This window comes from Pseudomonas sp. MYb193, from assembly GCF_002966775.1.
Taxonomy (GTDB): domain Bacteria; phylum Pseudomonadota; class Gammaproteobacteria; order Pseudomonadales; family Pseudomonadaceae; genus Aquipseudomonas; species Aquipseudomonas paracarnis.
The window spans coordinates 980,176-998,266 of record NZ_CP023269.1; the positions used below are offsets into that span (position 1 = coordinate 980,176).

The 18,091-nt window shown below is 58.1% G+C and carries 13 protein-coding genes; 2 read left to right on the plus strand and 11 right to left on the minus strand.

What is annotated here, in order from left to right:
• The first annotated feature begins 101 nt into the window (after positions 1 to 101).
• Together CLM72_RS04515 and CLM72_RS04520 are read left to right on the plus strand one after the other, a co-directional pair.
• Positions 102 to 521: a hypothetical protein gene (locus tag CLM72_RS04515; RefSeq protein WP_105225758.1), complete on the plus strand. Its 420-nt coding sequence runs from the start codon at positions 102 to 104 to the stop codon at positions 519 to 521.
• A 198-nt stretch (positions 522 to 719) separates the two neighbouring features.
• Positions 720 to 965 (plus strand): hypothetical protein, encoded by a 246-nt coding sequence (locus CLM72_RS04520; protein WP_105225759.1) that lies wholly within the window; start codon positions 720 to 722, stop codon positions 963 to 965.
• A gap of 141 nt (positions 966 to 1,106) precedes the next feature.
• Here the strand turns inward: CLM72_RS04520 and CLM72_RS04525 are convergent, their stop codons facing one another.
• The 11 genes from CLM72_RS04525 to CLM72_RS04575 form a co-directional block, all read right to left on the minus strand.
• Positions 1,107 to 2,078, minus strand: a complete 972-nt coding sequence (locus CLM72_RS04525; protein WP_003188483.1) for a peptide ABC transporter ATP-binding protein — start codon at positions 2,076 to 2,078, stop codon at positions 1,107 to 1,109.
• Positions 2,078 to 3,046: an ABC transporter ATP-binding protein gene (locus CLM72_RS04530; RefSeq protein ID WP_105225760.1), complete on the minus strand. Its 969-nt coding sequence runs from the start codon at positions 3,044 to 3,046 to the stop codon at positions 2,078 to 2,080. The genes CLM72_RS04525 and CLM72_RS04530 overlap by 1 nt, the downstream gene beginning before the upstream one ends.
• 10 nt (positions 3,047 to 3,056) lie before the next feature.
• Positions 3,057 to 3,968 carry an ABC transporter permease subunit gene (locus CLM72_RS04535; protein WP_003188486.1) on the minus strand — a complete coding sequence of 304 codons (912 nt, stop codon included), beginning with the start codon at positions 3,966 to 3,968 and terminating at the stop codon, positions 3,057 to 3,059.
• Between the two features lie 10 nt (positions 3,969 to 3,978).
• Positions 3,979 to 4,989, minus strand: coding sequence for an ABC transporter permease subunit (locus CLM72_RS04540; protein WP_003171721.1), 1,011 nt, complete (start codon positions 4,987 to 4,989; stop codon positions 3,979 to 3,981).
• Positions 4,990 to 5,064: 75 nt separating this feature from the next.
• Positions 5,065 to 6,663 carry an ABC transporter substrate-binding protein gene (locus CLM72_RS04545; protein WP_105225761.1) on the minus strand — a complete coding sequence of 533 codons (1,599 nt, stop codon included), beginning with the start codon at positions 6,661 to 6,663 and terminating at the stop codon, positions 5,065 to 5,067.
• A gap of 80 nt (positions 6,664 to 6,743) precedes the next feature.
• Complete coding sequence (locus CLM72_RS04550) at positions 6,744 to 8,138, minus strand: OprD family outer membrane porin (RefSeq protein WP_089041380.1); 1,395 nt, start codon at positions 8,136 to 8,138, stop codon at positions 6,744 to 6,746.
• 171 nt (positions 8,139 to 8,309) lie between these two features.
• Positions 8,310 to 9,863, minus strand: coding sequence for an ABC transporter substrate-binding protein (locus tag CLM72_RS04555; RefSeq protein ID WP_371920470.1), 1,554 nt, complete (start codon positions 9,861 to 9,863; stop codon positions 8,310 to 8,312).
• Between the two features lie 356 nt (positions 9,864 to 10,219).
• Positions 10,220 to 11,848: an ABC transporter substrate-binding protein gene (locus CLM72_RS04560; RefSeq protein WP_034126282.1), complete on the minus strand. Its 1,629-nt coding sequence runs from the start codon at positions 11,846 to 11,848 to the stop codon at positions 10,220 to 10,222.
• 258 nt (positions 11,849 to 12,106) lie between these two features.
• Complete coding sequence (locus CLM72_RS04565; RefSeq protein ID WP_105225762.1) at positions 12,107 to 13,708, minus strand: ABC transporter substrate-binding protein; 1,602 nt, start codon at positions 13,706 to 13,708, stop codon at positions 12,107 to 12,109.
• Positions 13,709 to 13,805: 97 nt separating this feature from the next.
• Positions 13,806 to 17,150, minus strand: coding sequence for a dermonecrotic toxin domain-containing protein (locus CLM72_RS04570; RefSeq protein WP_105225763.1), 3,345 nt, complete (start codon positions 17,148 to 17,150; stop codon positions 13,806 to 13,808).
• Positions 17,151 to 17,334: 184 nt separating this feature from the next.
• Positions 17,335 to 18,048, minus strand: coding sequence for an SIMPL domain-containing protein (locus tag CLM72_RS04575; RefSeq protein WP_034126285.1), 714 nt, complete (start codon positions 18,046 to 18,048; stop codon positions 17,335 to 17,337).
• Between the last annotated feature and the right edge of the window lie 43 nt (positions 18,049 to 18,091).

Genomic DNA, 18,091 nt, shown 5'->3' on the forward strand with positions numbered 1-18,091 from the left:
TCAATGCTTATACGTAGAAGTTCAATAGCATGTTTTGGTTTTGGTTTTTAATTTGAAGGTACAGATCTTTATATCAGGTTACCTCGCATGGAGATTGGATCATGGTCAGTCATGAGGAAGAGCAGATACAGAATGCTATTGGGCATTTTGAATATCGTTTTGAAGGCGGGGGGCTGGTAATCCCGCAGTATAAATACGTATATCTTGAAGAGGGGCCGCAACCGATTCCACCGACTTTTAAAGGTCGGGACACTCAAAGCGGTATTCGTGAAACGGGCTTTATGTTTGTATTCGACTCGTATGATTTTTGGGGCATCAATACGCCTGTCGGTCAGGGATTCCATGTGCAGAGTCTTTTGGCAGGGAGCAGTACTGAAGTGACGTCCGGTTTTGTTACTGGAATGATAAATCCTTCAAAGAAAGCCGGATTTTTTAAGTTTGATCTCAATGTGGATGTTCACGGCTCGATGAGACGCGTCGAAGGGTTCTTTATATTGAAGCAAAACGTTACTGCATTATAGTCTCGAAAGGTTCTCTCGCCTGGCTCCAGCATTGGGCAATCAGGTGATAATGGGAGGTGAGCATCATCATGATCTTAGCGGTTGAGATAAGGGCGAAGCTGTCATGGCTTCGCCCTTTTTGTCTCTATAAAGGCTGGGAATTGGCGAGAACCCTGCATCGGGTCTAGTTTTCACACATTGCCTGCGAAGGAGACCACCGTGCGAAATGTTCGATACGTTATTTGTCTGATGCTACTGGCAGGCCCAGGGCTGACAACGCTGCCGGCACTGGCCGGCGATGGCACGCCCCAATGGAAAGACACCGGCCCTGTCACCAAGAAAAAGGCCAACGAGGTCAACTCCGGCAGCTGGAAACCGCAGCCCCAGCCCACGGATGTCAGGTATCCGGAAAACCCCATCAACGAAGGGGAGGACAGTGAGACCTTTGATGACGGCGAAACCTGAGACGCGGCGCCAACCCGAAAAGAAGCCCCGCCCGCCAGGCTGATGCGCAACCTGACGGGAAGGGCAGTAGGACGCTGTATTACCTGCTTTGGAAACCGCACGTGCATGGCGAGGGAGCATCCTCCCTCGCCACAAGGGCGGTCAGGCCACGAATTGCTCCGCGTAGTGGCAAGCCACCTGCCGGTTATCCAAAGGACGCAACAGCGGCTCTTCACTGCTGCACCGCGCCGTCGCATACGGGCAACGCTTGTGGAACGCGCAGCCAGGCGGCGGGTTCAGTGGGTTGGGCAGTTCGCCGACGATCTTGATCTTCGGCTTGCTCGGGTCCGGGTGAATGGTCGGCGTGGCCGACAGCAGCGCCTGGGTGTAAGGGTGCAGCGGGCGTGCGTAGATGTCTTCCTTGGGGCCCACCTCAACCGGGCGGCCGAGGTACATCACCATCACATCGTCAGCCACGTGCTGCACCACCGCCAGGTTGTGGGAAATGAACACGTAGGCGGTGTTGAATTCCTGCTGCAAATCCATGAACAGGTTGAGCACCTGCGCCTGGATCGACACGTCCAGTGCCGAGGTCGGTTCATCCGCCACCAGCACTTTGGGTTGCAGCATCATGGCGCGGGCCAACGCGATGCGCTGGCGCTGGCCGCCGGAGAACATGTGCGGGTAGCGCTGATAATGCTCAGGGCGCAGGCCCACTTGCTTCATCATCGCCTGCACTTTCTCGCGGCGTTCGGCGGCGGACAGGTTGGTGTTGATCAGCAGCGGTTCGGCCAGTTGATCACCGACTTTCTGGCGTGGGTTCAGCGAGGCATAGGGGCTCTGGAACACCATCTGCACGTCTTTGCGCAATTGCTTGCGCTGGGCCTTGTCGGCGCCGGCCACTTCTTGCCCGGCGATTTTCAACGAGCCCGACGAGGGCTCTTCAATCAGCGTCAGGGCGCGGGCCAGGGTGGATTTGCCACAGCCCGACTCGCCTACCACGGCGAGGGTTTTGCCGGCTTCCAGCTCAAAAGACACACCATTAAGGGCACGCACGGTGGCATGACCCTTGAACAGGCCACGGGACACTTCGTAGTGACGGGTGAGGTCGCGGGCGGTAAGTACGACGGCCATTACGCCACCTCCTGGTTCAGCGGGTAGAAGCAGCGGGCAAGGCTGTTGCTTTTCGGATCAAGGCCCGGCCGCTGGGCGCGACAGGAGTCCTGCACGTAGGGGCAGCGCGGCGACAGCAGGCAACCCTGCGGACGGTCGTAGCGGCCGGGCACGATGCCCGGCAACGTGGCCAGGCGCGTAGCACCGAGGCTGTGCTCGGGAATGGCCTTGAGCAACGCTTCGCTGTAAGGGTGTGCCGGAATGTCGAACAGCTGCGGCACCTGGCCGACTTCCACCGCCTGGCCTGCGTACATCACGCACACGCGCTGGGCGGTTTCGGCAACCACCGCGAGGTCGTGAGTGATCAGCACCAGGCCCATGTTCTGCTCTTTTTGCAGGGCCAGCAGCAGTTCCATGATCTGCGCCTGGATGGTCACGTCCAGCGCAGTGGTCGGTTCATCGGCAATCAGCAGTTTGGGCTCGCCGGCAATCGCCATGGCGATTGCCACGCGTTGGCTCATACCACCGGACAATTGATGCGGGTAGGCATCCATACGGCTGGCAGCGCCTGGGATCTCGACCTTTTCCAGCAGCTCGATGGCGCGTTTGCGTGCTTGTTTGCCGGACATTTTCAGGTGCAGGCGCAGCACTTCTTCGATCTGGAAACCCACGGTGTAGCTGGGGTTCAACGCGGTCATCGGGTCCTGGAACACCATCGCCAGGTCTTTGCCGACGATCTGACGGCGCTGGCGGTTGCTCAACTTGAGCATGTCCTTGCCGTCGAAACTCAGGGCATCGGCAGTGACGATGCCGGGATGCTCGATCAGGCCCATCAGCGCCATCATGGTCACGGATTTACCCGAACCCGACTCGCCAACGATCGCCAGGACTTCGCCTTTGTCGACGGAAATGTCGAGGCCATCGACCACCGGCACGGCGGTCTTGTCGCCGAAACGCACGTTGAGATTCTTGATTTCTAACAGTGACATGGGAATCTCCTCAGGCGGCGTTCTTGAGTTTCGGGTCCAGCGCATCGCGCAGGCCGTCACCCATCAAGTTGATTGCCAGCACGCTGAGCAAAATGGTCAAGCCAGGCAGGCTCACGACCCACCAGGCGCGTTCGATGTAGTCTCGGGCCGAAGCCAGCATGGTGCCCCACTCAGGGGTTGGCGGTTGTACGCCAAGGCCGAGGAAGCCCAGGGCCGCGGCATCGAGAATCGCCGAGGAAAAGCTCAAGGTCGCTTGTACGATCAGCGGTGCCATGCAGTTAGGCAGCACGGTGATGAACATCAGGCGTGGCAGGCCGGCGCCAGCGAGGCGGGCGGCAGTCACGTAGTCGCGGTTCAGTTCGCCCATCACGGCGGCGCGGGTCAGGCGCACATAGGATGGCAACGACACGATGGCGATGGCGATCACGGTGTTGATCAGGCCAGGGCCGAGGATGGCGACAATCGCCACGGCCAGCAGCAGCGATGGCAGGGCCAGCATGATGTCCATCAGGCGCATGATGGTGGGGCCCAGCAAGCGCGGGAAGAACCCGGCGAACAGACCCAGCAGGATACCCGGGATCAGCGACATCACCACCGACGACAAACCGATCAGCAACGATAGACGCGAGCCCTGGATCAGGCGCGAGAGCAAGTCACGGCCCAGTTCGTCGGTGCCCAGCAGGAACTGCATCTGCCCACCTTCCAGCCACGCCGGCGGGGTGAGCAGGAAGTCGCGGTATTGCTCGCTGGGGTTATGCGGTGCAACCCACGGGGCGAAGATCGCGCAGAACACGATCAGCAACATGAACAGCAGGCCGGCGACCGCGCCTTTGTTCTTGGAGAAGGCTTGCCAGAATTCTTTGTACGGGGACGGGTACAGCAGGCTCTGATCGACTGCTGACACTTGAGTAGGTGTGGTCATGGTCATGATCTCAGCGCTGGTGACGGATGCGTGGGTTGGCGAAGCCGTAGAGGATATCCACCACGAAGTTCACCAGGATCACCAGGCAGGCGATCAGCAGAATGCCGTTTTGCACCACCGGGTAGTCCCGCGCGCCAATGGCTTCGATCAGCCATTTGCCGATGCCGGGCCACGAGAAGATGGTTTCGGTCAGTACCGCACCGGCCAGCAGCGTGCCGACCTGCAGGCCGACCACGGTGAGCACCGGGATCAGTGCGTTACGCAGGCCGTGCACGAACACCACGCGCGCCGGCGACAGGCCCTTGGCCTTGGCGGTACGGATGTAGTCCTCACGCAGCACTTCGAGCATCGACGAACGGGTCATGCGCGCGATCACCGCCAGCGGGATGGTGCCGAGCACGATGGCGGGCAGGATCAGGTGGTGCAACGCATCCCAGAAAGCGTCCGGCTCGTCGGCCAGCAGGGTGTCGATCAGCATGAAGCCGGTGCGCGGCTCGATGTCATAGAGCAGGTCGATACGTCCGGATACCGGGGTCCAGCCCAGGCTTACCGAGAAGAACATGATCAGGATCAGGCCCCACCAGAAGATTGGCATCGAATACCCCGCCAGGGAGATGCCCATCACCCCATGGTCGAACAGGGATCCTCGCTTGAGTGCCGCGATCACCCCGGCCAACAGGCCCAGGATACCGGCGAACAACAGCGCGGCCATGGACAGCTCCAGGGTCGCGGGGAAAAGGGCGGTGAACTCGGTCCACACGCTGGTGCGGGTGCGCAGCGATTCGCCAAGGTCGCCCTGGGCGAGCTTGCCGACATAGTCCAGGTATTGCGCATACAGCGGCTTGTTAAGGCCAAGGCGCTCCATTGCCTGTGCGTGCATTTCGGGGTCAACCCGTCGCTCGCCCATCATGACTTCTACGGGGTCGCCTGGAATCATGCGAATCAACGCAAAGGTCAGCAACGTGATGCCGAAGAACGTGGGGATCAATAACCCCAGTCGGCGGGCAATAAAACTAAACATCTTGGTGTGTACCTCAATCAGCCGGTTAGGCAGGTCCGGCACCGTCAATGTCGACGGTGCCGAGCGTTTTTCTTATTACTTCACCTGGGTGGTGGCGAAGTTATTGGTGGTCAGAGGGCTTTGGGTATAACCCTCGACGTTCTTGCGCATGGCGGTAAACATTTTCGGGTAGGCCATGGGAATCCACGGTTGGTCCTTCTCGAAAACGGCCAAAGCTTGTTCATAGAGTGCAGCGCGCTCGGCGGGTTCAGCGTCGGCGCGGGCCTTGTCGATCAAGTCTTGAAACTCTTTGTTACACCAGCGGGCGTAGTTTTCGCCGTTTTTCGCTGCATCGCAACTCAGGTTAGGGGTGAGGAAGTTATCCGGGTCGCCGTTATCCCCGGCCCAACCGGCAGAAACCATGTCGTGCTCGCCAGCTTTGGCGCGCTTGAGCATTTCGCCCCATTCCATGACCTTGATATTGACCTTCAGGCCGATCTGGGCCAGATCCGCTTGCATGCGCTGGGCGCCGAGCATCGGGTTAGGGTTGGTCGGGCCGCCGCCGTTGCGGGTGAACAGGGTGAATTCGGTGCCTTCCGGCACGCCGGCTTCCTTGAGCAGGGCGCGGGCCTTGTCCAGGTCACGCTCCGGGTTTTTCAGCTTGTCGCTGAAACCCAGCAGGGTCGGCGGGTACGGCCCGGTGGCATCGACGGCGTTGCCTTTGCCGTACAGCGATTCGTTGTAGCCCTTCTTATCGAAGGCAATATTGATCGCGTGACGTACCCGCGCATCGCTCATGTACTTGTGGGTGGTATTCATGGCGGTGTAGCTGGTGGTCATCGCCGCCAGTTCCGCCACTTTCAGGTTGGGATCAGCCTTGGCGCTGGGTACGTCATCGGGCTTGGGATACAGCGCGATCTGGCATTCGTTGGCCTTGAGCTTTTGCAGGCGCACATTGCTATCGGTGGTGATTGCCAGAATAAGCGGGTCGGCCGGCGGCTTGCCACGGAAGTACTCCGGGTTGGCCTTGAAACGCACCTGGGCGTCTTTTGCGTAGCGGTTGAAGATGAACGGCCCGGTGCCGATTGGCTTGGCGTTCAGATCATCGGTCTTGCCGGACTTGAGCAATTGGTCGGCATATTCGGCGGAGTGAATCGAGGAAAACGCCATGGCCAGGTCAGCCAGGAAGGGAGCTTCAGGACGAGTCAGGGTAAAGACAACCGTGTGATCGTCGGTTTTCTCTACGCTCTTGAGCAGTTCCTTGAAGCCCATGCTTTCGAAGTACGGGTAGCCCACGTTGGACTTGTTATGCCACGGGTGATTCGGGTCCAGCTGGCGCTGGAAGCTCCAAAGCACATCATCGGCATTCAGGTTGCGCGTGGGTTTGAAATAGTCGGTGGTGTGGAACTTGATGTCGTCACGCAGGTGGAAGGTGTAGGTCAGGCCATCGGCGCTGATTTCCGGCAGGTCTTTGGCCAGGGCAGGGACCACTTCAGTGGTGCCGGGCTTGAAGTCCACCAGGCGGTTGAACATGGTTTCAGCGGCGGCGTCAGCAGTCACAGCAGTGGTGTACAGGACCGGGTCGAAACCTTCCGGGCTGGCTTCGGTGCAGACCACCAGCGGTTTGGCCGAAACGCCGATCGCCACGCTCAACAGCGCAGCGGCCATGGCGGCTTGTAGTGGGAGCATTTTCATTCAGAGCCCTCTGCAATCGATGGAGCCAGAAAAGCGTAGGCGGCGGGCTCGTCCTGAGCTCGCCGCCTGCCTGGCGCTAATTAAAGGATGTTGAACGGGATGGTGGTAACCAGACGGAACTCTTTGATGCTGCCGTCGGACTGGAACTCGCTGCCACGGTGCTCAACATAGGTTGCGCGCACGGTGGTGGCTTTGAGCGGGCCGCTCTGCAGCGCGTAAGAGGCGCCTACACCGTATTCCTGGTGCTTCTCGCCGTCCTGGGACTGGATGCCGTCATAAGCAAACTTGGCCCGGCCATTGTTGCCGGTGTAGTGGGTACCGTCGATGTCCCAGCCGCGCGCCGAGTAAGCGTTGAACTTCAGGCCGGGTACGCCGTATTCAGCCATGTTGATGGCATAGGCGATCTGGAAGGATTTCTCGTTCGGGCCGTTGAAGTCAGACGTCAGGGAGTTGGCCAGGTAGATACCGTTGGTTTCGTGCAGGTAGTCGAAGTACTCGTTACCGTTCACTTGCTGGTAGCCGAAGGTCAGGCTGTGTGCCTGGTGAGTCAGGCCCAGGGAGAGGGAGAAGGTATCGTTGTCGATTTCCCCCATCTCTTTTTTGCCTTCATCGACAGTCTTGTAGTAGTTGAAGCCGGTGGTCAGGCCCAACTGCTGCGCGTCGCCCAGCTCGTGGGTGGCGCCGAAGTAGTACTGGTTCCAGAAGTCCTTCACGTTGGCGGCGAAGAAGCTGGTTTTCAGGCTTTTCAGCGGCTGGTAGTTCACACCCAGGGTCGACACTTTGTCGGTTTCTGCGCCATTGCCGTATTCGCTACGGAATTTCGACAGGCTCTGCTCGCTACGTGGCGAAACGCGGTCGAACACGCCGCCCTGGAACGACAGGTTGCTGAACTCTTCGCTGTTAAAGCTCACACCCTGGAAGCTCGAAGGCAGAGCACGGTTGCCGATGGTGTCGACGATGCCGCTGCTGAAGTTCTGGCGACCGGCGGTCAGTGTGGTGTTGGACACACGGAATTGCACGTTGGCCAAGCCCAGTTTGCTCCACTGGTCTACGGCGTCACCGTTGGAGTCGGCCAGGGTACGGTTGGAGCCGCCTTTGATATCACGCTTGCTGCGATCCAGCACCAGGGCGTTGTACACCGCCACTTCAGTCTTGACCCCTACGGTGCCCTGGGTGAAACCCGAGCTGGCGTTGAGGATGGTGCCCTGCACCCAGTTGGTACGGTTGCGATCGGTCAGGGTCTGGCCGTGCTTCTGGTACGAGAAGGTGCCCCCACGGTATTTGCTTTCATGGGAGTACCAGTTACGCGTGGTGCCGCCCAGGCTGAAATCTTCGATAAAGCCTTTGGCCTCGCTTTGGGCGCTGGTGCCGGCCAGGGTTGTAGGAACGAAGTCCTGGCTTTGCGTTTCAGCGTAGGCGGTGGCCGTGATGCTGCTGATGGCCAAGGCCAGAAGCGCTTTGCTGCTCAGTTTCATGGGTGAAGCTCCTTTGGTTCTCTTTTTTAATGCCGGTCTTTTTGGGTGATCCGGCTATTGGGTGTGGAACTCGTTCAAGCTATTGCAAACGTTTGGCGTAGGAAATTTCCCAACAAAAGCCTGCACGTTTGCCGGGAAGCGTATTTCGCTCCCCGCCATCCGGTTATTTTCTTATGGGTTGATGCTGACGCCCGAGAACACGTTGCGGCCGAAAGGGCTTACCTTGAAGCCTTCGACTTTGGCGCTTAACGGCTGGTTGACCGTCGAGTGGGCGATGGGCGTGATCGGCACCTGCTGCTTGAGCAGTTGCTGCGCCTGTTTGTACAGAACAGTCCTTTGTTCGCGGTCGGTCACGACCTTGGCTTGCTTGATCAGCTTGTCGTACGCCGGGTCGCACCACATGGAGTAGTTGTTCCCGCCGATGGCGTCGCAGCTGTAGAGGGTGCCGAGCCAGTTGTCCGGGTCACCGTTGTCGCCGGTCCAACCGATCAGGCTGACATCGTGCTCACCGTTCTTGGTGCGCTTGATGTACTCGCCCCATTCATAGCTGACGATCTTGACCTTGAGGCCGATCTTGGCCCAGTCGTTCTGCAGCATTTCCGCCATCAGCTTGGCGTTGGGGTTGTACGGGCGTTGCACTGGCATGGCCCACAAGGTGATCTCGGTGCCTTCCTTGACCCCGGCGGCCTTGAGCAACTGCTTGGCTTTTTCCGGGTCGTAGGCGGCGTCCTTGATGCTGTCGTCGTAGGACCACTGCGTCGGCGGCATGGCGTTGACCGCCAGTTGCCCGGCGCCCTGGTACACAGCATTGAGGATGCTCTGCTTGTTCACCGCCATGTCCAGCGCCTGGCGTACTTCAAGCTGATCGAATGGCTTGTGGCGCACGTTGTAGGAGATATAGCCCAGGTTAAAGCCCGGCTTGGTCAGCAGTTGCAGGTTCGGGTCGGCCTTGAGGGCCTCGACATCGGCAGGGCGTGGATGCAAGGTCACCTGGCATTCGCCGGCCTTGAGCTTCTGTACGCGTACCGAGGCGTCGGTGTTGATGGCGAAGATCAGTTGGTCCAGCTTGACGCGGCTCGGGTCCCAGTACTGCTTGTTGCCCACGTAGCGGATCTGCGAGTCTTTCTGGTAGCGCTGGAACACGAACGGGCCAGTCCCGATCGGTTTCTGGTTGATGTCGCTGGGCCGGCCTTGCTTGAGCAACTGCTCGGCGTATTCCGCCGAAAGGATCGCGGCAAAGCTCATGGCGATGTTCTGCACGAACGCGGCGTCGACCGTGTTCAGCGTCATCACCACGGTGTACGGGTCGGTTTTCTCGACCTTGGCGATGTTCTTGTTCAGGCTCATCCCGTTGAAGTACGGAAACTCGGTGGGGTAGGCCTTGCGGAACGGGTGCTCGGGGTCAAGCATGCGGTTGAAGGTGAACAGCACGTCGTCGGCGTTGAAGTCCCGTGTCGGCTTGAATTCCTTGTTGCTGTGGAACTTCACCCCTTCACGCAGGTGGAAGGTGTAGGTCAGGCCATCCGGGGAAATGTCCCACTTGGTTGCCAGCCCAGGGACGACGTCGGTCGCGCCTTTTTCGAACTCCACCAAACGGTTATACAAAGGCTCCGCCGCATCGTTGTCGGTAGCGGTGGTGTATTGCGCAGTGTCAAACCCTGCCGGGCTGCCTTCGGAGCAGAACACCAGGCTCTTTTTCTCGGCGGCTTGGCCCATGGTGGCCATGGCCAGCAGGCTGGTGGCAAACAGAGCGGATACAACGGTGGTATGGCGCATGACGATCCCGGTCCTTGTTTGTAGTTATCAACAGCGAGCCTTCCTGCTGGCTTACAGCCAGGCAGACATCACTGATCCCACACACAGCAAGTGCCCTTCCCAGAGTGATGCCTCTGCTGTCCTACGACCTTATGGGGCGCTGACCTTGCAGTAAATGCGTCAATTCTGACTGACCTTGTAGGCAACGGAGGCACGGGTCGCAGTTCATTGCTGTAAGACGGCAACGCTTGCAAACGTAGTCTGTTTCCTAAGGTCCAGGCGGATGGAATAACGGCGACGTTAGGAAACGTCGCCGTTATTGATCCTTACTTGCCGCTGACGCTAACGCCGTAGAAGGAGTTCAAGCCAAACGGGCTGATCTTGAAGTCCTGCACGGTATTACGCATGGGTTGATACACCGTCGAGTGCGCGATAGGTGTCATCGGGACTGCATCTTTGAGGATATGTTGCGCCTGCTTATACAGCTCGGTGCGTTTGGCGACATCCGAAGTGGCCTTGGCTTCTTTAACGATGCCGTCGAATTTCTTGTCGCACCATTTGGAGAAGTTGTTGCCCGACAACGAGTCGCAGCCGAACAGCACGTTCAGCCAGTTGTCCGGGTCACCATTGTCGCCGCTCCAGCCAATGATCATGGCCTGGTTCTCGCCGCCTTTGGAGCGCTTGATGTACTCGCCCCACTCGTAGCTGACGATGTTGACCTTCAGGCCGATCTGTTTCCAGTCGTTCTGCAGCATCTCGGCCATCAATTTGGCGTTGGGGTTGTAGGGGCGCTGGACCGGCATGGCCCACAGGGTGATCTCGGTGCCTTCCTTGACGCCAGCGGCCTTGAGCAATTCCTTGGCCTTGGCAGGATCGTACTTGGCATCCTTGATGGTGGTGTCATAGGACCACTGGGTCGGCGGCATGGCGTTGACTGCCAGTTGGCCGGCACCCTGGTACACGGAGTCGATGATCTGCTGCTTGTTCACCGACATGTCCAGGGCTTCACGGACGCGCAGGTCAGCCAGCGGGTTTGCGGCGGTCTGGCCCTTGAGTACTGGCATGACGTTATAGGCGATGTAGCCCAGGTTGAAACCGGCCTGGTGCGGCAGTTTCAGGTCCTTGTCCTCACCCAGCGCCTTGAGGTCGGCCGGACGTGGGAACAGGGTGATCTGGCATTCGTTTTTCTTGAGCTTCTGGATACGCACCGACGGGTCGGTGGTGATAGCGAAGATCAGGTTATCGATCTTCACGTCTTCAGGTTTCCAGTAGTCCTTGTTGCCGGTGTAGCGAATGTTCGAGTCTTTCTGGTAGCTCTTGAACACGAACGGGCCAGTGCCGACCGGCTTCTGGTTGATGTCGGCAGGCTTGCCTTCCTTCAACAACTGCGCAGCGTATTCGGCGGACTGGATCGAGGCGAAGCTCATGGCCAGGTTCTGGATGAACGCGGCGTCCACGGTGCCAAGGGTGAACTTGACGGTGTGGTCATCGATTTTCTCGATGTTCTTGATGTTGGTGTCCATCCCCATGTCCGTGAAGTACGGGAACTCGGTGGGGTAGGCCTTACGGAATGGATCGTCTTTATTGATCATCCGGTTGAAGGTGAACAGTACGTCGTCAGCCGAAAATTCACGAGTTGGCTTGAAGTACGGGGTGGTATGGAACTTGACGCCTTCGCGAAGGTGGAAGGTGTACGTCAGGCCATCCGGGGACACGTCCCAGCTAGTGGCCAGGCCAGGAACGACGGCGGTGCCGCCACGTTCGAACTGGCTCAGGCGGTTGAACATGGTTTCGGCCGAGGCATCGAAGTCTGTTCCGGTGGTGTACTGGCCTGGATCAAAACCGGCCGGGCTCCCTTCGGAGCAGAACACCAGGTTAGTTGCCGCAAGGGCTACGGGGGCTGCGGCCATAAGGCCAGCGCTCACTAATAACGGAAGGACTGCGTGTTTAAGCATGTTGGCCTCATGATTTGTTGTCATTTTTGGTGGTGAGGGCGACCTCGTGAGTCGGCCTGCGGATACTTATGCAGGCGCCATACCCAATGCAAGATGCAGAGCGGTTGCAAAGGGAAAACTGTGGTACGAACGTACAGGAATGTCGCAATTATGAAAGTTTCGACACAAAAGTGCCTGTTTGGAGGGTTTTTTCGGTGCAAATGGCGCACCAAAAAAGCCCAGCCGAGGCGTCTAGCGCACTCGGTTGGGGCGCGGCTGTTACTTATCTAGACCCACACCGTAGAACGGCGTTAGCCCAAACGGGCTGATCTTGAAGTCACGCACTTGCTTGCGCATAGGCTGGAAAACCGTCGAGTTCGCAATAGGCGTTATAGGTACTTGTTCCTTAAGGATTTTCTGTGCCTGCTGATACCACTTGATGCGCTGCTCGCGGTCGCTGCTGACCTTGGCTTGCTGCACCAGCTTGTCATAGGCCGGGTTACACCATTTGGCGTAGTTGCTGCCTTTGACCGCAGCACAACTGTAGAGCACGCCCAGCCAGTTATCGGGGTCGCCGTTGTCGCCGGTCCAGCCATAAATCATTGCATCGTGTTCGCCATTTTTGGCGCGCTTGATGTATTCGCCCCACTCATAGCTGACGATGTTGGCCTTGATGCCTACCTTGGCCCAATCCTGTTGAATCATTTGTGCAGACATCCGCGCATTCGGGTTTGAGGCGCGTTGTACGGTCATTGCCCACAGGTTGATGGTGGTACCTGGTGCAACCCCTGCTTCTTTTAGTAGCAACCTTGCCTTGGTCGGGTCGTAGGGGGCGTCCTGGATTTTCGGGTCATAAGACCACTGCGCGGGAGGCAGTGCGTTCTGCGCCAATTGCCCGGCGCCCTGGTACACGGCCTTGATGATTGCGGGCTTGTCGATGGCCATGTCCAGTGCCTGGCGAACCTTGAGTTGATCCAGCGGCGGGTGAGTCACGTTATAGGCCAGGAAACCCAGGTTGAAGCCCGCTTGTTGCAGTACGCGCAGGTTGGGGTCTTGCTTCATCACCTCGATATCGGCGGGGCGCGGGTAACCGCTGACCTGGCATTCGCCCGCCTTGAGTTTCTGCAGGCGCGCGGCGGCGTCCGGGGTGATGGCGAACACCAGGTTATCGAGCTTCACATCCTCGGGTTTCCAATACTGTTTATTGGCCACATAACGGATCTGCGAGTCTTTCTGGTAGCGCTTGAACACAAACGGCCCGGTGCCGACCGGTTGCTGGTTGATCTGCTCCGCCTTGTCTTGTTTCAACAACTGGGTGGCGTATTCGGCCGATTGCACAGAGGCGAAGCTCATGGCCAGGTTTTGCACGAACGAAGCATCGACCGTGTTCAGGTTGAACCGCACGCTGTACTCGTCGAGTTTTTCGACGTTCTTGATCGTGGTGTTCAAGCCCATGTCGGTGAAGTAGGGCGACTCTGAGGGGTAGGCCTTGCGAAACGGGCTGTCGGCATCGAGCAGGCGATTAAAAGTGAACAGCACGTCATCGGCGTTGAAGTCGCGGGTCGGGGTGAAGAAGTCGGTGGTATGGAACTTGACGCCTTCACGCAGGTGAAAGGTGTAGGTCAGGCCATCCTTGGAAACATCCCAGCTGGTGGCCAGGCCAGGTTCGACTTCGGTACCGCCGCGCTTGAACTGGGTCAGGCGGTTGAACACGGTTTCGGCGGACGCATCGAAATCGGTGCCGCTGGTGTACTGGCTGGGGTCGAAGCCGGCGGGGCTGGCTTCGGAGCAGTAGACCAGGGTGGTGGCGGCCTGGGTCATTGGTATAAAGGCCAGAAGGCTTGCGGCGAGGAGCAGTGGCTTGACGGCGATTTTTTCCATGGAGACCCCTGAGGCGGCGGGCATCTTAAAGCAGCCCAAACAAAAACGGCGGTCACCGAGGTTACCGCCGTTCAACTGGCTTAGGTAGGGGATACCTTTATGCGGGGGATACTTCTATACGGGTGGGGGCCGATTTATCGATTGTAACGGGCGGGCCGTCTATTTCATTACTTTCACGAAGGGTGAAAGTCCGAGTGGCTGTTATGTTCACGTCATCGACGAGGGTGGACTCACCTCTAACATCATATTTCAGGTGCCATTGGGTGACTATTGTGACCTCGGTCTCATTTTTTAGAGGGTTGTAGTCGATGAAGTACTGCCGGTTGCTAACGCTGCTGCTATAGCCGTCTTTCACTCGCGGAGGTTGCAATTCAAACCACGCAGGAGCGGAAGATCCTTGATGAGCAACCTCTGAAATTGCCGCTCGCATGTCAGGATTGGGCACGGTGCGCTCAAATGTATCGATCCCGTCCCTTACCAGACCCTCACGAATTGCCCCTCCTAAGTTATCTGGGATGGTCATTCCTGCTAGCTGCCGGGGTACGTTGATCTCAACGTTCTCCAGGCCAGGGCGTCTTATTGTGTAAGGGTCCCGGTCGATGTCTTTGATAAAGTATTCGGAGTAATTGCTGCTACCAAACGAGGAGGGGGAGGCTGTTTCCGATGCAAGTACGGTGAAATCCGCGCTGTCTGCTGTCCAGGAAAAGACAGGACGATTTTCTAAAATACCGTTATTTTCCCTGAAAGTGACGCCATATTTATAGTTCGCTTGCTCTGCAACGTTGAAATACTTGTCGAATAGGTCAGCGCCTTTCATTTTGGTGCCGTCTAACTCAATAAAATTATCCGATACATGTGCAGGCGTTTTTAAATCGTTACTGGGTGTCGGGGACTCAGGACGTTGCCACGGCCACGGCCATTTTATCCCGCCATCGCCCGGTGCCCGGGCCCACTCTCCATTACGCCCGGGTGTGATGACCATCAGCCCCGCGCCGTTATCGTGGTTGATGACTCTGGCAAATGCATCGCCGGTCCGGTAACGCCCCGATATCTCAAATACCTTGCTCGCCCCCGTCTCATCGGTAAGGCGCACGAACTGGCGCAACGCTCCCTGGCTGTCGGTTACTCGATAAACACCCAACGCGTCGCGAGGCGCGTTCTTTATCAGTTGTTCACCCTCCGGGACGGCATATTGCGCCATTGGAATGAGTGAACGGGATCTGGGGAGTGGGGCGTTAATGGAGTCGATAACCACAGGGGTGCCTGTGGACGGCCCAGGTTGTGGTTCGCGAGCGTTTGCCCTGGGGAGGGGCTGGGGCTTAAGGCTCGGTAGTTCTCTTTCTGCGGGCAGTGTAAAAGGGTCTTCCGGCACAGCACTGGCACCGTAGGAAAACACTGTATTGAGTAAGCCATCGAACGCTTTGGAGGCGCCCTCATCCCGCTCTGTCACGGTGTCGCCAGACGAGGTTTTTTCTGCCCCTAGCGCCACCTCGGTCAACCCGGCCGCCACCGCTGCGGCGGCTACGGGCGCGGCGATGGGCGCGAGTTTGACCAGCAGGCCGGCGGCTACGGTGATGTCGTTCAGCCAGGTATCGCGAATCTCCTCGCTGTTGGACTTGATGACCACATCGGCGTCACTGTTCATCCGCTCTGTGGCGGCCGTCGCCAATGTGGAAAAAACGTCGTCTTTAATGGCAGCGTGGCTGCGGTCAATCGCTGACCCCTTCAACTCACCACTGGCCATTTTCGCCAAGAGGGTGTCCAGGCCATCCTTCTTTTCGCCTACATGGGTGAACCACAGAATGGGCATCAGTACTTTTGCCGCGCGTTCAGCAAAGCTCTTGGTCTGGTCCTGGCGATAGATCATCGGGAAGTGAGCCGCCAGTGCTTCGCGTTTTGCAGGGTCCTTGGCTTGCTCGAGCAGCCACTGATCCAGCTTCTCAATAGAATCAAAGCGCAAGAATGCGGGTTCGGCGCCCGGTATATAGAGCACTTGCCGGCCACCGTCCGCAGCGCTGAATCTCACTATATCGCTGGACGTAACCCCGTGGAGGCTCAGGGCATGCGCTTGAACGTTGCCGTTTGCCGGTGCTTTGGCCTTGAGTTGTTCCACGGTGATCGGGGCGTTTTCATCGAGCGTAAGGTTGGACACAGCACCCATCACCAAACGGTAGTCGTCACGGGTGAACTGGTGCTCGGGCGCTTGCAAGGAACGTTCAAGAGGGGGTCTGCTCTCGGCGCTTTTCAATTGCTTGCGGGCCTGGAAGATGAATTCACCTTTGATCGTCGTCTCATACTCGTCGTTATGCGTGCTCCAGAAATGGTCGATCTTCTGGGTCATTTGGGTCTGAAAGTCGGTTTTCCAGCTTTCATGCATCACTTGGGAGGGCTTGAGGTCGATTTGATTGTGTTTGCCGTAGCCGCCTTTTTCGCTTTGCCCAGCAGGCTGGGTATACAGCCCCGCTTCCAGGTCCAGGTTGCCGGGCACCCAGTCGTGCTCGGAGAAGTTCTTCAGCAAGGCGTCGGGCAAGCGCAGCGAAGACCAGGGTTCTTGAAAGGTGTGTTCCCAGCCGGTCGCCGTGTCTGCGCTTTCGCCACCTTTGAAACGGTTCAAGTACACGGTGTCGGAGTCGATAGGTTTGCCCGTGAGTTTGAGCAGCAGGTCATCCGCCCACTTTTTGGCCTCTGCCCGCGTATTGGGCAGGTTGTCGGCGACGTCAACGGCCAGGCGCTTGTAAGCCAAGGCTTGTGGTGCGGTGCTGTAGTAGTTGGCGGCGTTGTGTTTTTGCACTTGCAGCGCCTGTGGCGAGCGGCTGCTGGCAGGGCGCAGGCGGTCATCGGCGGGGATAGGATCGAAGGTGTCTTTGTGTTCCAGGTGCCTTATTTGTGTTCGAGCCTGTGACAGCTTTTGGGGAAGGGGCACACCTTCAAAGTTGGCCACCACTTTTGCGCTGACCTTGATGGAGTCCTTGCCCAGCCTCACACGTAAATCACCGTTATTTCCAGGGGCGATAACTTTTGCGGCGTCCAGCAATGGTCCTGAAATTTGTCCCCAGCCTGATGAATCCGAGAGATGGAAGGTTTTAGTTTTGCCCTCGACCTTGGCGGACAAGGTACCTGTAGACGGGTTGATTGAAAGCAAGGTGTCCGGGGCGAAGTGTTGTTCCTGCAGCCAGCCTTGTACCACGGCGTTTTCCAAATGCATGCGATACAGCCCAAGCCACTGGCCCAGAGTGCTCTGGGGCGGCACGGTTATAAGCCCGGCATTGCCGTGTAACACCTTACGTTGTGCGGCCTCGAGATAGGCCTTGAGCAGTGCTGTTTCGTCGGGTTGGGCGGTTTTTGCAGTGGGCGGTGTCGCCTGCGCTTGAATGGCCGACGTCGGTTTGGCGACTACGAGTGGCAGCGATAACCTGTGGGTTGAGTTGAGTGACAGGGACATAAATTCGGCTCTCATTGTATGAATAATTGCCAGCACATCCCTCCCTGGTAGCTATGGCAGTAATGAGTCGTAGAGGCCGGGCACTTGATTCCTGCGAGATGTACTGCTGGATATGACGTGGCGCAAACGCGCAAAAAAAAGGCGCAAGCCCCGTGGGGTTGCGCCGTTGTCCTGTCTAAAAAAGTTACTGTAAAACTTCGATCACGCCGTCGGCGCTCATGTTGACCTGGCTGGTGCCGGCTTCCACTTCAGGCGTCGGTGCTGAATCGGCCATGGCGGCTTTCATCATCATGCCGCCATTGCGGGCGTAGGGCATCGGGTAGCCATTGGTGTTGAAGTTCAGGTTGACGATCTTGTAGCCCTTGCCACCGAGTGCATCGGTAGCCAGTTGCGCACGCGCCTTGAATGCAGCCACGGCATCTTTGAGCAGCGCATCTTCGCTGGCCTTGCGCGTGGCATCGGCGATGGCGAAGTCCATGCTGTCCATCTTCAGAGTGTTGAGCAGCTCGCCGGTAAGTTTGGACAGTGCCGGGAAGTCCGCGCTTTCCATACGCAGTTCTGCACGTTCGCGCCAGCCAGTGATCTTCTGGTTCTTGCTGTCGTAGATCGGGTAGCTGTTGCGGCTGCCCTGGCGCAAGGTCACGCCTTTGACTTCGCGAGCCTGGCCCAGCGCCTGGTTCAGGGTGGTGGTGATTTCGGCCGCGAGCTTGGCCGGGTCGGCGTTTTGCGATTCGGTGTAAAGGGTGACGATCATCTTGTCGCGGGCCACTTCCTGGCTGACTTCGGCGCGCAGGGAGATCTGGTTGTAATTCAGTGCATCGGCGGCCATGGCCGGCAGGCTGGCCAGGGCGCTGGCGCTGAGGGTGAGAACAACTGCACTGCGAGTGAAACGAGACATGGAAGCTCCTGGGGATATTCGTGTTCGGTAAGACTGTAGACGT

Coding starts and splice junctions, on each gene's coding strand:
- CLM72_RS04560 (WP_034126282.1), bottom strand. CDS start 11,848: ATGCTTAAACACGCAGTCCTTCCGTTATTAGTGAGCGCTGGCCTTATG.
- CLM72_RS04545 (WP_105225761.1), bottom strand. CDS start 6,663: ATGAAAATGCTCCCACTACAAGCCGCCATGGCCGCTGCGCTGTTGAGC.
- CLM72_RS04525 (WP_003188483.1), bottom strand. CDS start 2,078: ATGGCCGTCGTACTTACCGCCCGCGACCTCACCCGTCACTACGAAGTG.
- CLM72_RS04570 (WP_105225763.1), bottom strand. CDS start 17,150: ATGTCCCTGTCACTCAACTCAACCCACAGGTTATCGCTGCCACTCGTA.
- CLM72_RS04535 (WP_003188486.1), bottom strand. CDS start 3,968: ATGACCACACCTACTCAAGTGTCAGCAGTCGATCAGAGCCTGCTGTAC.
- CLM72_RS04575 (WP_034126285.1), bottom strand. CDS start 18,048: ATGTCTCGTTTCACTCGCAGTGCAGTTGTTCTCACCCTCAGCGCCAGC.
- CLM72_RS04515 (WP_105225758.1), top strand. CDS start 102: ATGGTCAGTCATGAGGAAGAGCAGATACAGAATGCTATTGGGCATTTT.
- CLM72_RS04540 (WP_003171721.1), bottom strand. CDS start 4,989: ATGTTTAGTTTTATTGCCCGCCGACTGGGGTTATTGATCCCCACGTTC.
- CLM72_RS04530 (WP_105225760.1), bottom strand. CDS start 3,046: ATGTCACTGTTAGAAATCAAGAATCTCAACGTGCGTTTCGGCGACAAG.
- CLM72_RS04550 (WP_089041380.1), bottom strand. CDS start 8,138: ATGAAACTGAGCAGCAAAGCGCTTCTGGCCTTGGCCATCAGCAGCATC.
- CLM72_RS04565 (WP_105225762.1), bottom strand. CDS start 13,708: ATGGAAAAAATCGCCGTCAAGCCACTGCTCCTCGCCGCAAGCCTTCTG.
- CLM72_RS04555 (WP_371920470.1), bottom strand. CDS start 9,863: ATGGCCACCATGGGCCAAGCCGCCGAGAAAAAGAGCCTGGTGTTCTGC.